This is a genomic window from Mesorhizobium sp. WSM4847 (genome assembly GCF_055811335.1).
Window position 1 is genome coordinate 65,618 of record NZ_JBVVPY010000023.1, and the last position, 13,836, is coordinate 79,453.

A 13,836-nucleotide genomic window follows, 5' to 3' on the forward strand; every position below is an offset into this window, starting at 1 on the left:
ACCGGGCCGAGATGAAAGCATATCTCTCCGACAGGATGGGCGCGGCGCTGTTGATGGCGCCGCTGCTGCTGTTCCTTGGCGCCGCCTATGCCTGGCCATTCTTCGGCGTCGTCAACTGGAGCTTCACCCTGCCCGAGCCGGGGCTCGGGCAATATGGCACACTGCTTAGCGACCCGCTGGTGCAGTCGGTGTTTGTCCGCACGCTGCGCATCGCTGCGATCGTCACGATCGTTTCGGTTGCCGCCGCCTACGCCATCACCGTGGTGTGGGTGCGCGGCACGCCGGCGCAGCGGGTGATCGCCGAGTTCTGCATCCTGGTGCCGTTCTGGATCTCGGTGCTGACGCGCGCCTTCGGCTGGGTGGCGCTGCTTTCCAATCGCGGCCTGTTCAACACCTGGCTGCAAGCGATCGGCTTCATCTCGGAACCGCTGACGCTGGTGCGCAACGAATTCGGCGTCATCGTCGGCATGACGCATTTCCTCATTCCCTTCGCCGTGTTCCCGCTGGCGTCTTCGATGCGCAGCCTCGACGACCGCGTGCTGCTGGCGGCGCGCGGGCTCGGCTCCAGCCGCATGCGCACCTTCTGGTCGGTGTTCGTGCCGATGACCCGCTCCGGCATCATCGGCTCGGCGCTCATCGTCTTCGTGTTTTCGCTCGGCTTCTTCGTGACGCCGGCGATCCTTGGCGGCGGCCGCAGCGTGATGGTCGCCGAGCTGATCTATCTGCGCATCTTCCAGAGCCCGGATTGGGGGCTGGGGGCGGCGATCAGCGTCGTGCTGGTGCTGTTCGTCGGTACGCTGATGGCGCTGCTGTTCCGCTATGTCAGACCGAAGCAGCTGATCTGATGCCGACCTACCGCCCCGGCCCCGTCTCGCTGATCCTCGCTGCACTGGTGGCGCTGTTCCTGCTGTTGCCGCTGCTCGCCGTCATCCCGGTGTCGCTGACGCCGACCCGCATGCTGGCGATGCCGTCCGGCGAATTGTCGCTGCGCCACTACCGGGCGCTGATCGAGGATCCGCGCTGGATCAATTCGATCCTGCTCTCGATCAGGATCGGCGTCGTCAGCAGCGCCTTTTCCACCGTGCTGGCCCTGTGCTTCAGCCTCGGTGTGTGGATGTTCCAGCCGCGCTTCACCGCCGCGCTGGTCGGCTTCGTGCTGCTGCCGATTGTGGTGCCGCCGGTGGTCTCGGCGATCACGCTCTACTTCCTGCTGACCTCGATCTCCGGCGTCTCTTCGTTCTTCGGCTACGACACCTGGCTCGGTGTCGCCATGGCGCATGCGGTGATGACGGTGCCCTTCGCCACGGTGCTGATCCTGGTGTCGCTCAGCCAGCTCGACCGGCGCATCGACCTTGCCGCGCGCGGTCTCGGCGCCACCGTGTGGGAACGCGCCACCCGCATCATCATGCCCAACATCAAATTCGGCATCGTCACTGCCGCCCTGCTGTCCTTCGTGCTGTCCTGGGAAGAGATCGGCGTCACCCTGTTCATCACCTCGGTCAACGCGATCACGCTGCCCAGGCTGATGTGGATGGGCCTGCGCGACAACATCGACCCGGCGATCGCCGCCCTCTCGGTGATCCTGATCATCATCACGGTGCTGGTGCTGGCGGCGCGCAGTGCCGTGGTCAGGCTGCGCGCGGGGCAGTGAGGCGCGAAGCGGAAAACAGATCAAGTCAAAGGTGGGCAATCCTTCGCGCCCCCCTCTGTCCTACCGGACATCTCCCCCACTTGGGGAGAAATTGGCCGTCATCTCCGCTTTCGCCAATCACTACCGCCGAAGAAAGGAGCCGTCGCCGAAGCTGCCGATCTCCCCCCAAGTGGGGGAGATGGCCGGCAGGCCAGAGGGAGGCGCTGTCCCGCCAACTGTCGAGCGGATACGCGCTCCGCTTCGGGCGACGGTCTTCTACCCCATTGCGTGGCGAATGGTCTTGGACAGACGGCTCAGGAATGCCGGTCTAGACGATGCGTCGAGCTTCCACGACAGCACCGCCGTCGCCAGTTTCCGCGGCAGCACCCCGACCGACAGGAACCAGGCGGCAAGGACGGCGCGCCGGCGCAGCGACGCGGTCATTTCGAGGCTGGCGACGACACCCGCCGCCCCAAGCGCCAGCCGGGAATCATTGGCCACGGGGTGCCGGCGCCTGTCCGCGCACAGCGACGCCAGCCGCTCTTCCAAGTGGACCGGATCGTGGCGGACAGCCTCCGACGGGACGATGGTCAGGCCGATCCCGGAGGCTTGGTCCGACAGCGCCTGCATGCGGCGGAAGTCGTGGGTTACCCGCCAGCGTGCCCGCTCGGCGAGCTTTTCACCGAACACCGAATGGTTGGCGCCGTGGATCCGGTAGGCGCCGACGCATTCGTCGATGGACTGGACGTGTCCGTACATGGGCGCCAGCGTTACAAGGTAGCCATCGGCGCCCTGGCGGAACTCCGCCTCCGGTATAGGCATGATCGATTCGAGGGTTGTGCGATCAAAGGCCAGCCCGCTGGTCACAGTCGTCTGATAGCGGCCCTTGTGCAGGAGTTTCGGCATGACGTCACCGCTGTCAAAGGGCAGTTCGGGCGGCGGAAAGACGTCCTTGATGCGTTGTCGTTCGTCGACGATATGCAGCCTTGACTGCACCTGGGCAGTTGCCGCATCCCAGGTGTCGACGATCCTGGAAACGGCGGTCGGATAAAGAAAATCGTCGGCGTCGAGGAACAGGACGATCTTGCCCGAGCTTGCCGCGAACCCGGTGTTGAACGCCGCCGCATGCCCGCCATTTTGCGCGCGCGGGCAGGCGAGGATCCTGTCCCCATACGATTTCATGATTGTCGTGGAATTGTCCTGCGAGGCATCATCGACGACGATGACTTCGACATCCGCGTAGTCCTGCTCGAGGGCGCTATCGATGCTGCGTTTGAGGAAACGCGCGTAATTGTAGTTCGGAATGATGATAGATACCGGAATCCTCGGGACAGACTGCATCGCATTTGACCTCGCATCTTGCTTTGGTTTCAGCAAACCCGCGCGCGGGCCTGGTTCCTCCTCAAGCGCGTCCCACGAATTCCTGGGAGAAGGCTCGTGCCTTTCGTCAGGACGGGTCACGTCTCTTGCTTTGCGACTTCATGCTGAGGCCGCCATTGCCTTCAAGAGCTGCCGCCGAGATCATGGTCGACGGCAGCAAGGGCTCCGACGGTTCGGCTCGGATGACACGACAACCGAGCCTGACGGAAAGGCTTGGGTCGCGATCAGGTCGGGACCGCAGCGGACAGGCACCTTGAAGGCATGGCGGATACTGGCCTTCAAATGCGGCTGGAGCAAGCCCCACGCCAGACCAAAGGCTCACAAGCCTGTTACGTCTCAGGCGGCATGCAGCGTTGGAATGGCGCTGACATCCACTTCGCGCTCCGCGTGCCAGGCATCATACGCGGCCTGCATCCTGAGCCAGATCGCGGCGCCGTCGCCGAACATCTTCCCAAGGCGGGCGGCGACGGCCGGCGACACCGGCTTCTTCTCGCGGATGATGTCGTAAAGCTGCTGGCGCGAGATTCCGAGCAGATTGGCGATTTCCACCTTGGTCTTTCCGGTTGCCGGGATAATGTCGTCAAGCAGCGCTCCAGGGTGGGTTGGGCAGCGCTCCATCGGACGAATCGGCTCATACACGCTCATATCCGACTTCTCCAATCTGACCGCCTCAATGGTATTGTTCGAAATCGACGCGGGCGACATCAGTGCCGTCGAACTCGAATGTGATGCAACACGGCCCGTTGACATGCACCGTGTAGCGGGTCGGGCTGAAACCTTTCAAAGCGTGGAAGTCGAAGCCCGGCATGTTCATGTCTTCCGGCCTTTCCGCGACTTCCAGACGGTCAAGCCGGACAAGGATGCGCTTGTGCATCTTGGAGTCGATCTTTCCGGTTCCTCCGGTTTGAAAGAGGTCCGCCAGCGCCTTGTGTTTGAACGATTTGATCATGCAAAACGTAAGCACATTGCTTACGCAAGTCAACTGAGTGTAAGCAAATGATTTACGGGATGGTCTGCTATCAGCCGCTATTGCGCGGCAACGGGCAGGAGACGACCTGCGACCATCGGCTTACAAGGCCGGTGGTCTTTCCCGGAGCCGGCGAACCGGCTCCGGGCCGTATGGTGGCAGGCCTGAACAGTCACGCAGCCTGCAGCCCCGGTAGCGACAGATCGGCTTCCTCAGGCAAGTCGCCGGCCATCGCGGCAGCGAGCCTGGTCTGGTCGAGTTCCCCTTCCCAGCGCGCCACGACCACGGTCGCCACCGCATTGCCGATGAAGTTGGTCAGCGCCCGGCATTCCGACATGAAGCGGTCGACGCCGAGGATCAGCGCCATGCCGGCGACCGGCACTGCGGGCACGACCGAGAGCGTCGCGGCCAGCGTGATGAAGCCGGCGCCGGTGATGCCGGCGGCGCCCTTGGAGCTCAGCATGGCGACGGCGAGCAGCAGGATCTGGTCGCCGAGGGTGAGCGGCGTGTCGGTCGCCTGGGCGATGAACAGCGCGGCCAGCGTCATGTAGATGTTGGTGCCGTCGAGGTTGAAGGAATAGCCGGTTGGAACGACCAGCCCGACCACCGAGCGGTTGCAGCCGGCGCGCTCCATCTTGGCCATCAGGCCCGGCAGTGCCGCTTCCGAGGACGAGGTGCCGAGCACCAGCAGCAGCTCTTCCTTGACGTAGCGGATCAGCGCCAGGATCGAGAAGCCGTTGTAGCGGGCGACCGCGCCCAGCACCACCAGCACGAACAGCAGCGATGTCAGGTAGAATGTGCCGATCAGCATGGCGAGGTTGGCGATCGAGCCGATGCCGTATTTGCCGATGGTGAAGGCCATGGCGCCGAAAGCGCCGATCGGCGCGGCCTTCATCAGGATGGCGACGAGGCGGAAGATCGGCGTGGTCAATGCCTGCAGGAAATCGACGACCGGGCGGCCGCGATCGCCGACCGCCGCAAGAGCGAGCCCGAACAGCACCGAAAAGAACAGCACCTGCAGGATGTCGCCCTTTGCGAAAGCGCCGATGATCGTGTCGGGGATGATATTCATCAGGAAGCCGACGATGCTGGTGTCGTGCGCTTTTTCGGTGTAGGTCGCCACTTTTGTGGCATCGAGCGTGGCCGGATCGATATGCATGCCGGCGCCCGGCTGGACGACGTTCGAGACGACGAGGCCGACGACCAGCGCCAGCGTCGAGAATGCCAGGAAGTAGATCATCGCCTTGCCGGCGACGCGGCCCACCTTCTGCAGGTCGGAAACGCCGGCGATGCCGGTCGCCACCGTCAGGAAGATCACCGGCGCGATCACCATCTTCACCAGCTTGATGAAAGCGTCGCCGAACGGCTTCATCGCCTCACCGATTTCGGGATAGAAGTGGCCGAGCAGCACGCCGGCGGCGATCGCCGCCAGCACCTGCACATAGAGATGCCGGTAGAACGGAAGTTTGCCGCGCGGCGCGGCGGCAGCGAATGCTGTCTGCATGACGTCCTCCATTGTGCTCCGATCGAAAGCTCGACCTCCCGGAGCGTTTGCATTTGACCCCCAGCAGCCTCACGACCACTGAAGTCGTGTTTGCAACTGCCGTGCCAGACTGCGCTTAAGAGGCTATCGATTTGATTTTGTTGGGTATCCTCGAACTCAAGCTTTTGGCTTTGCCCACACAAAGTGCGGATGTTCGCATGGTCGAATTGTGCTTTGTGCGAAATCATGCACAAATGGGCGATGCTGCAACGACCCGCCGCTGCCTTGCCGTCGACGCCCGAGCAACTCGGCAGGCGAGCGCGCCGTGCCTGGCTGCTGTTTGCGGTAATCGCCCTTGCGACGGCCACGGCCGCACTTTACGGCGCCGGTCTCTATGGCCGCATCACGGAGCTCGGGACACTGACGGCGCAGGGCCGCACCGACGCCAATCTGAAGGTCGCGCTATTGCGCGCCGTTCTGGAAAGCCCGCGCGCCCTGCCCCTGCTTTTGTCGGAAGACCAGCAGGTGCGCGACGCGCTGGCGCAGAAAAGTGCTGCTGCAATCGATGTGCTGAATCGCAAGCTTGAAGGGCTGGTCTCCGGCACCAAGGCCTCGGTACTCTATGTCATCGGCAGCGACGGACTGGCGATCGCCTCCAGCAACTGGCGCGACCCGATCAGCTTTGTCGGCAACGACTACCGGTTCCGCGACTATTTCTCCGCAGCGATGCAATCCGGAACCGCCGAATATTTCGCGCTCGGCAATGTCAGCAAACGCCCAGGCCTCTACATCTCGCGACGCGTCGGCGATGCTGCCGCACCGCTCGGCGTCGTCGTCGTCAAGGCGGAGTTCGATCAGCTCGAAGCCGACTGGCACGAGGTGAACCGCCCGGCCTATGTCAGCGACGAGCGTGGTATCGTCCTGATCACCAGCGTGCGGTCCTGGCGCTTCATGACGACGGCGCCGCTTGCCGCGTCTGATCGTGCCGCCATCCAGAACAGCCAGCAGTTCGGCGACGCACCGCTGATGCCGTTGCCGATCACGCGCCCGCAGGCGCTCAGCCCGGACACATCCATCGTCCACGCGGTGACGCCCGGCGGCAGCGACGCGGAATATCTCCGGCTTTCAGCCCCGGTTGCTTCGACCCCCTGGCGGCTCGACTATCTCGTCCCGGCCGAGGCGCCGATCGCCGCCGCGGCCCGTGAAATGCGGCTCCTTGCGCTCGGCGTCTTGGTCCCGTTGCTCGGCCTTGCTGCGTATCTGTTGTGGCGCCGGCAGTCGGGACAAATGCGGATCGCCGCCGAACAGGCGGCGCGCACCGAACTCGAGCGCCGCGTCGTCGAACGAACCGAGGATCTGAGCCGTGCCCGCGATCGGCTGCAGGCGGAGATATCAGACCATCGCAGCACGGAAGCCAAGCTGCAGGTGGTGCAGCAGGATCTGGTCCAGGCCAACCGCCTCGCCATCCTCGGCCAGGTCGCCGCCGGCGTCGCCCATGAGATCAACCAGCCGGTTGCCACCATACGCGCCTATGCCGACAACGCCCGCGTCTTCCTCGACAGGAAGCAGACCGCGCCCGCCGAGGAAAACCTCGGCGCCATCGCAGCATTGACCGAGCGCATCGGCACCATCACCGAAGAATTGAAGGCCTTTGCCCGCAAGGGCCGCACCGCCGCCGAGCCTGTCGCATTGCGCGGTGTCATCGAGGGCGCCGTCGTGCTGTTGAGAAGCCGCTTTGCCGGCCGGCTCGACGCACTGGCGATCGACCTGCCACCGCCGAGCCTCAAGGTCATGGGCAACCGGGTCCGGCTCGAACAGGTGCTGATCAACCTCTTCCAGAACGCGCTTGAAGCGCTGGACGGCCGCAACGACGCTCATGTGCGGGTTTCGGTCGAGGAGACCGCGGACGGCGTGATGGTCGGCGTGTCCGATAACGGACCTGGCATTCCGCCAGGGATTCTCAAATCGCTGTTCACGCCGTTCAATACATCCAAGGAAAAAGGCCTCGGTCTTGGCCTTGTCATCTCGAAGGATATCGTCGCCGACTACGGCGGACGCATCGAGGTTTCGAGCGACGGCAGCGGCACCCGCTTCGCCATCCATCTCTTGAAAGCAGCATAGTGGCCAAGGCAGCATGACGAACGACGACGCAGCGCCGGTCATCTTGGTCGATGACGACAGCGATCTCCTCAAGGCCACCGCGCAGACGCTCGAGCTTGCCGGCTTTTCGGTCTCGGCTTTTTCGGTGGCGGCCGAGGCGCTGGCCAGGCTCGACACCGGTTTTGCCGGCGTGGTGGTGTCGGATATCCGCATGCCTGAGATTGACGGCTTGCAGCTTTTCAACCGCATCCTGCGGCTGGACCCGGACATCCCGGTCATCCTCGTCACCGGGCATGGCGACATCGCGGTTGCCGTCAAGGCGATCAAGGACGGCGCCTACGACTTCATCACAAAACCCTTCGCCGCCGACCGGCTGGTGCAGAGCGTGCGCCGCGCCGCGGAAAAGCGCCGCCTGGTGATGGAGAACCGCGCCTTGCGCGAGGCGGCCGGAGAGGCGCAGGACGGCCTGCCGCTGATCGGCCAGACGCCGGCGATGGAAAGGCTGCGCCGCACGCTGCGCCAGATCGCCGACACCGATGTCGACGTGCTGGTGACAGGCGAAACCGGTTCCGGCAAGGAAGTGGTGGCCAGCCTTTTGCATCGCTGGAGTCGCCGCGCCAAGGGCAATTTCGTCGCGCTGAATTGCGGCACGCTGCCCGAGACGGTCATCGAGAGCGAATTGTTCGGCCACGAGGCCGGCGCCTTCACCGGGGCGCAGAAGAAGCGGATCGGCCGTATCGAGCATGCCAGCGGCGGCACGCTGTTCCTCGACGAGATCGAAAGCATGCCGGTCTCGACACAGGTGCAGATGCTGCGCGTGCTGGAAATGCGCGAGGTCACCCCGCTTGGCACCAACGAAATGCGGCCGGTCGACCTGCGCGTCGTTGCGGCCGCCAAGGTCGATCTCGGCGATCCGCGCCAGCGCGGCGCTTTCCGCGAGGATCTTTATTACCGGCTCAACGTGGTGACGATCTCCATTCCGCCGCTGCGCGAGCGCCGCGACGACGTCGCACTGCTGTTCTTCTACTTCGCCGAGCGCGCCGCCGCCCGCTTCCGGCGTCCGCTGCCGGCGGTGCCGGCCGCGGTGCACCGCCATCTCAGGGAGCATGACTGGCCTGGCAATGTACGCGAGCTCGCGCATTTCGCCGAACGCTTCGTGCTTGGACTGGAGGAAGACGCCGGAGTGGCATCCCCTGCCCCAGCCCAGCCGGATGCCGCCATGAAACTGCCGGAACGGCTGGAGCGCTACGAGGCCGACATCATCCGCGAGACGCTTAACCGCAACGAGGGCGACGTCAGGCGCACCATCGAAGCGCTGGGGATTCCGCGCAAGACCTTTTATGACAAGCTGCAGCGCCACGGCATCGTGCGCAGCGAGTTTTCGAGGTAGAGGGGCCAATGTCGGCGCTGCCCCTCATTGCCCTGCCAGGCATTTCTCCCCGTAGAACCGGGAGAAAGAAGCCTTCGCCGAGATTTCGCCAAAAACCAACGTTGCAGAAAGAGCGCCCGAGGTTGCAGCCAGCCCCTTCTCCCCGTTCTACGGGGAGAAGGTCCCGGCAGGGGGATGAGGGGCAGCGCCAACGTCTGCAAACGTCCCTCCCGCAGCAACTCTCCTGACGCGAACCGATTCCGGTTTTCGCCATCCTGCGCTACACTTGGTCCACTTCAACCGGACCACTCTCATGATTGTCCAGACCTGCATCAATGGCGCGCGCAGCGCCGATTTCCATCCGCAGCTGCCGCTTGATCCCGAAGCCATGGCGCGTGACGGCGCGTCCTGCGTGGCCGCCGGTGCGGCCGAGCTGCATGTCCATGCACGCGGGCTCGACGGCCGCGAAAGCCTTGCCCCGGCGACGATGGACCGGACCGTGTTGGCGCTGCGCCGCGCCTGCCCGGGAACGCTGATTGGCGTGTCGACCGGCGCGTGGATCGAGAACGACGACGAGCGCACACTTGACGCGATCGCCGGCTGGAGCGAATTGCCTGACTACGCCTCGGTCAATCTGAGCGAGAAGGCCGCGCCCGAGGTCATGCAAAGCCTGCGGCAGCGCGGCATCGGTATCGAGGCCGGGCTCGCCTCCGTCGCTGATGCCGAGCGCCTGGTCCGCCTCGACCATGGCAACCAGGTGCTGCGCATCCTGATCGAGATTTCCGAGCAGGCGCTGGACGCGGCGCTGGAAGCCTGCGACGGCATCGCCGCCGTGCTCGACCGCGCCGGACTGCGTCGCGCCATCCTGCTGCACGGTGCCGACGCCACGGTGTGGCCGTTCGTGCACCGGGCGGCGGAACGCAACTGGTCGACGCGCGTCGGGCTGGAAGACGGCAAGGCGCTTCCGGACGGCACTACGGCATCCGGCAATGCCGCACTGACGGCTGCTGCGGTTGCGATCTTCCGGGCCGGTCGTTGATTCATCCCGTAGGCTTCGGGCGCCTTGCCGATCTTCTCGGGATGCTGCGTCAGGCCACGTCCCGCAAAGTCGAACGCGGCGTAGCCGATTTCGCGGTTGCGCGATCCTGGTGAAGCGCGAACCCTGCGGCGCCCGGGTCGCCCAGTTCAGAGCGGAGCTGCATGCTCGGGATGTGGTAGTCGCCGCCATTCTGCTGCCGGTAAGGAATGGGCCGGGTTGTCTCGAGCGTCCGCATCCTTTCGCGCAGGCGCTCCGCGACAGGCTCGAAATCGGCCTCCCCAAAACGATCCACTCTGTAGACGACGAACGGCGGAAGCACGTCATAGCCCGGATAGTAAAGGATCCCGTGATTGATCGGAAACAGCAGGTCGTCGATTGGGCCGTTGACGCCGCGGGCGGAGTAATGCTCCTCCCAGCCGCCGGCGGTCACGATCAGCATCGCGCGCTTGCCGGCGAGCGTTCCCTCGCCAAAGCGGTCACCCCACCGCTTGTCGCTGTGCTCGCCGACACCATAGGCGAAGCCGTAGGCGTACACCCGGTCGACCCAGCCCTTGAGGATTGCCGGCATGGCATACCACCACAGCGGGAACTGGAGGATCAGCGTGTCGGCCCACAGCAGCTTGTCGATCTCTGCTTTAACATCTTCGGTTAGCGTGTTGGTCGCAAAAGCCTTTTTGGATGCCCCAGCCGGCAGGAAGCGCGCTTCGGGCGGCCACGACGGAAAGTCGGCACGGTCCACCTCGGCTTTCCAGCCATCGGCATAGAGGTCCGATATCAGCACCTCGTGGCCCTGGGCCTCGAGTTCCCTGATGGCGACGTCGCGCAGTGCGCCGTTGAGCGAACGCGGTTCAGGATGAGCAAAAACAAGCAGGACTTTCATGGGTCAACTCCGAAGAAGGACGATAGACGCTGAAGGTAGCCAGCCCCGGGATTATCCGCTACATCTGAGCAATGCATAAGATTATGCCGAATAATGGATAGGTCTGACGTGACACTCGAGCGCATGCGCACCTTCGTTCGCGTCGCCGAGCGCGGCAGCCTCTCGGCGGTGGCGCGCGAACTCGGAGTTGGGCAGTCGACGGTCACACGGCATCTGCGCGAGCTCGAGGAGGCTATCGGCGTGCCCTTGCTCAGCAGGACCACCCGGCGTGTCACGATGACCGATGAAGGCAGCCGTTACTATGCCGACGCCGTCCAGATCCTGCGCCTCGTTGAGCAGGCCGGCGATGAGGCACGGGGCACCCGCGGCGCTTCGGCCGGCACGATCCGGATATCCTGCACGGCGGCGCTCGGGGTCTTGCACGTCAGCCGCCTGATCTTCGCCTTTCAGGACCGCTATCCCGACATCGGGATCGATCTCAACCTCACCGACGAGCGCATCGACCTTGTGCGGGAGGGAGTCGACATCGCACTTCGCCTCGGTCCGCTCACCGACAGCTCGATGAAGCTGCGGGCGCTCGGCCAGTCCCGGCGCCTGCTGGTGGCGTCGCCGGCCTATCTGGCGGTGCGGGGCAGACCGGCTGTCCCGCAGGACCTGCCTGGCCATGAAGGCATCCGGATGTCGAACATCGCAGGAAGCGACACGCTCGCCCTGCAGGGGCCGGGCGGCGAACGCCATGCGGTGCCTTTCGGCGGCCGATTTCGGATCGATCATGGGCTTGCAGCGCGCGAAGCGCTCGTCGCCGGGCGCGGCATCGCACCTGCCCATCACTGGCTTGTCGACGATCTCCTGGCGGCCGGCCGGCTGGAAGTGATCCTGCCGGACTACGCCCCGCCTCCCATTCCGCTGAGCATGCTGATCGTTCCGGAGCGCGCGGGCATTGCCAGGGTCCGGCTGCTGGTCGACTTTCTCGCCGAGCGGATCGGCGGCATTCCGGGGATTGGGAAGCCGCGTTAGCCGGCGTGTCCTCGGTCGGCTGCGGCACCGGCAAAACCCTCCGTCTTCCGGGATACACCGTCCGGCCTTGTTGACAGACGGCCGAACGCTCTTGCGATTTCAAAAGATACACCCTAAGCTGTTTTCATATCAGAAAGAAAACTCCATCATTTCTTTTCATTTATGAAAGTTTGAACGCTGCGGGAACATCTCGATCAGACCGACCGGCGACTGGTCAAGCTGCTGTCGCAGGATGCGCAGCTTGGCGTCAATCGCCTCGCCGAGAAGATGGCCGTCTCGGTGCCGACGGTGCGCATGCGGTTGCGCAACCTGCTCGACCGCAACCTGCTCAAGATCGTCGGGCTGCTCAACCTGACCGAGCGCCCAGAATTGATCTCGGCGATCGTCGGCATCAATGCGCAGGGGCGCGGCCGCGCTCGGGAACTGGCGCAGCGCATCGCCGAACTGCCTTTCGTGAACTCGGCCTCCGTCGTCACCGGACGCTTCGACATCATCGTCGACGTGACGGTGGCCGGCGATGTCGCCGATCTCTATCGCGTCACCAGCGAGCTGATCCCCGGCGCGGGCGAGCCCGGCGAAGTCGTGCGCAGCGAGACGTTCGTCGTCATGGCCTCCTGCAACAAATGGGTCAGCCTGCCCGAAGGCTGCTGGTCGGACGAGACCAAGCGCGACGAAACTGGGCGCGACGAACCTGGGCGAAAGGAAATACCATGAAGATCGCGGTTCTCGGCGGCCTCGGCCTGCAAGGCCGGGCGGCGATCGCCGATCTCATCGCCAGCGCCGATGTCGAAGAGGTCGTCTGCGTCGATACCGTGCCGGATGGCGCAGCCCGACTTGGCGGCCTGACCGACCTTACCCGCGTGCGTTTCGTCGTGCCCGACGGCGCGATCGCCCCTGTGTTGGCGAATGTGCTGGCAGGTGTCGACGCCGCCATAGATCTGTTGCCGCAGCCGCTGATGCGCGAGGCGGTGCAGGCCGCGATCGCGACGCGCACGCCGCTGGTCACCACCAATTACGGCAAGACGATCGCCGACCTTGCCCCCGCAGCGGAAGCGGCCGGCGTTTCGATCATGACCGAATGCGGGCTCGACCCCGGCATCGACCTTGTGCTCTACGCGCGCGCCGCCCGTCAGTTCGACGCCATCACCGCGATCGATTCCTATTGCGGCGGTATCCCCGAGCCGAAGGCGATGGCCAAGCCGCTGTGCTACAAGGTGAGCTGGAACTTCGACATGGTTCTGATGAGCCAGAACCGCGACAGCGTGCTGGTCGAGGATGGCCAACGGGTCGATGTGCCGGCCGGCCGCCAGCACGACAATCCGTTCATCCATCAGATCGAGGTCGAGGGGCTGGGCAGACTGGAAGCCTTCCCCAATGGCGATGCACCGCATTACGCCGGCATGCTTGCCGCCGCCAAGGGGCTGCAGCGCTCCGGCCGCTATTCGCTGCGCTGGCCGGGCTGGTCGGCGTTCTGGGCGCCCCTGAAGGAGCTCGGCTTCCTCTCCGAAGACAAGGTGCCCGGCGTTGGCGCCAGCCCACGCGAATTTCTCGGCCGGCTGCTCGGCCCGCAACTGAAATATGGCGCCGACGAGAAGGACCTGTGCGTGATGCGCAATGTCTTCTCAGGCACCCAAGGCGGCCGCCGCAAGACGGTGACCTTGGACCTGATCATCGAACGCGATCTCGCCTCCGGCCTGTTCGGCATGAGCCTAGGTGTCGGCTATCCCGCCAGCATCGTGGCGCAGATGCTGGTGCGGGGCGAAATTACCGAGCCCGGCCTGCTCAATCCACTGTTGCATGTGCCCGACGGCCGCTTCCTCGACGAACTGGCGAGACGCGGTATACGCGTATCCGAAACGATCGACCGGGACTGAAGGATTTTCGAACGGTGGTTCGCCGCCGGCAACGGCGCTGCCGCTCAAAAAGCACCCCCAAGGGGTGGAACAACAAAGTGAAAATAACAAACGACAA

Annotated in this window: 13 protein-coding genes; 8 read left to right on the plus strand and 5 right to left on the minus strand. The window is 64.5% G+C overall.

Annotation, left to right across the window (positions count from 1 at the left end; genetic code table 11):
- Positions 1-11 precede the first annotated feature (11 nt).
- Both AC0L28_RS27290 and AC0L28_RS27295 read left to right on the plus strand, forming a co-directional pair.
- The gene (locus tag AC0L28_RS27290) at positions 12-845 is read left to right on the plus strand and encodes an ABC transporter permease (RefSeq protein WP_023799168.1); all 834 of its coding nucleotides are present in this window, start codon (positions 12-14) and stop codon (positions 843-845) included.
- On the plus strand, positions 845-1,651 hold the full coding sequence (locus AC0L28_RS27295) for an ABC transporter permease (RefSeq protein WP_473481362.1): 807 nt from the start codon (positions 845-847) through the stop codon (positions 1,649-1,651). The genes AC0L28_RS27290 and AC0L28_RS27295 overlap by 1 nt, the downstream gene beginning before the upstream one ends.
- Before the next feature lie 255 nt (positions 1,652-1,906).
- Here AC0L28_RS27295 and AC0L28_RS27300 read toward each other — a convergent pair whose 3' ends face one another.
- From AC0L28_RS27300 to AC0L28_RS27315, 4 genes are all read right to left on the minus strand, one after another.
- Positions 1,907-2,971: a glycosyltransferase family 2 protein gene (locus tag AC0L28_RS27300; RefSeq protein WP_023799170.1), complete on the minus strand. Its 1,065-nt coding sequence runs from the start codon at positions 2,969-2,971 to the stop codon at positions 1,907-1,909.
- Positions 2,972-3,346: 375 nt separating this feature from the next.
- Positions 3,347-3,655, minus strand: a complete 309-nt coding sequence (locus tag AC0L28_RS27305; RefSeq protein WP_023799171.1) for a HigA family addiction module antitoxin — start codon at positions 3,653-3,655, stop codon at positions 3,347-3,349.
- A 25-nt stretch (positions 3,656-3,680) separates the two neighbouring features.
- On the minus strand, positions 3,681-3,959 hold the full coding sequence (locus AC0L28_RS27310; protein WP_473481364.1) for a type II toxin-antitoxin system RelE/ParE family toxin: 279 nt from the start codon (positions 3,957-3,959) through the stop codon (positions 3,681-3,683).
- 190 nt (positions 3,960-4,149) lie between these two features.
- Positions 4,150-5,481: a dicarboxylate/amino acid:cation symporter gene (locus AC0L28_RS27315; RefSeq protein ID WP_023799173.1), complete on the minus strand. Its 1,332-nt coding sequence runs from the start codon at positions 5,479-5,481 to the stop codon at positions 4,150-4,152.
- 225 nt (positions 5,482-5,706) lie between these two features.
- Between AC0L28_RS27315 and AC0L28_RS27320 the strand changes: the two genes are divergently transcribed.
- The 3 genes from AC0L28_RS27320 (at position 5,707) to AC0L28_RS27330 (ending at position 9,968) form a co-directional block, all read left to right on the plus strand.
- The gene (locus AC0L28_RS27320; RefSeq protein ID WP_473481366.1) at positions 5,707-7,581 is read left to right on the plus strand and encodes a sensor histidine kinase; all 1,875 of its coding nucleotides are present in this window, start codon (positions 5,707-5,709) and stop codon (positions 7,579-7,581) included.
- A 13-nt stretch (positions 7,582-7,594) separates the two neighbouring features.
- Positions 7,595-8,950: a sigma-54-dependent transcriptional regulator gene (locus tag AC0L28_RS27325; protein ID WP_091599375.1), complete on the plus strand. Its 1,356-nt coding sequence runs from the start codon at positions 7,595-7,597 to the stop codon at positions 8,948-8,950.
- 292 nt (positions 8,951-9,242) lie between these two features.
- Complete coding sequence (locus AC0L28_RS27330) at positions 9,243-9,968, plus strand: 3-keto-5-aminohexanoate cleavage protein (protein WP_287260553.1); 726 nt, start codon at positions 9,243-9,245, stop codon at positions 9,966-9,968.
- Between the two features lie 49 nt (positions 9,969-10,017).
- On the opposite strand, the gene AC0L28_RS27335 is transcribed toward AC0L28_RS27330, so the two are convergent.
- Positions 10,018-10,848, minus strand: coding sequence for an NAD(P)H-dependent oxidoreductase (locus AC0L28_RS27335; RefSeq protein WP_287375659.1), 831 nt, complete (start codon positions 10,846-10,848; stop codon positions 10,018-10,020).
- A gap of 93 nt (positions 10,849-10,941) precedes the next feature.
- Between AC0L28_RS27335 and AC0L28_RS27340 the strand changes: the two genes are divergently transcribed.
- The 3 genes from AC0L28_RS27340 (at position 10,942) to AC0L28_RS27350 (ending at position 13,739) form a co-directional block, all read left to right on the plus strand.
- Positions 10,942-11,865: a LysR family transcriptional regulator gene (locus tag AC0L28_RS27340; RefSeq protein ID WP_128170917.1), complete on the plus strand. Its 924-nt coding sequence runs from the start codon at positions 10,942-10,944 to the stop codon at positions 11,863-11,865.
- A gap of 177 nt (positions 11,866-12,042) precedes the next feature.
- Positions 12,043-12,579, plus strand: coding sequence for an Lrp/AsnC family transcriptional regulator (locus AC0L28_RS27345; RefSeq protein ID WP_128170918.1), 537 nt, complete (start codon positions 12,043-12,045; stop codon positions 12,577-12,579).
- On the plus strand, positions 12,576-13,739 hold the full coding sequence (locus AC0L28_RS27350; protein WP_473481369.1) for a saccharopine dehydrogenase family protein: 1,164 nt from the start codon (positions 12,576-12,578) through the stop codon (positions 13,737-13,739). The genes AC0L28_RS27345 and AC0L28_RS27350 overlap by 4 nt, the downstream gene beginning before the upstream one ends.
- Positions 13,740-13,836 lie beyond the last annotated feature (97 nt).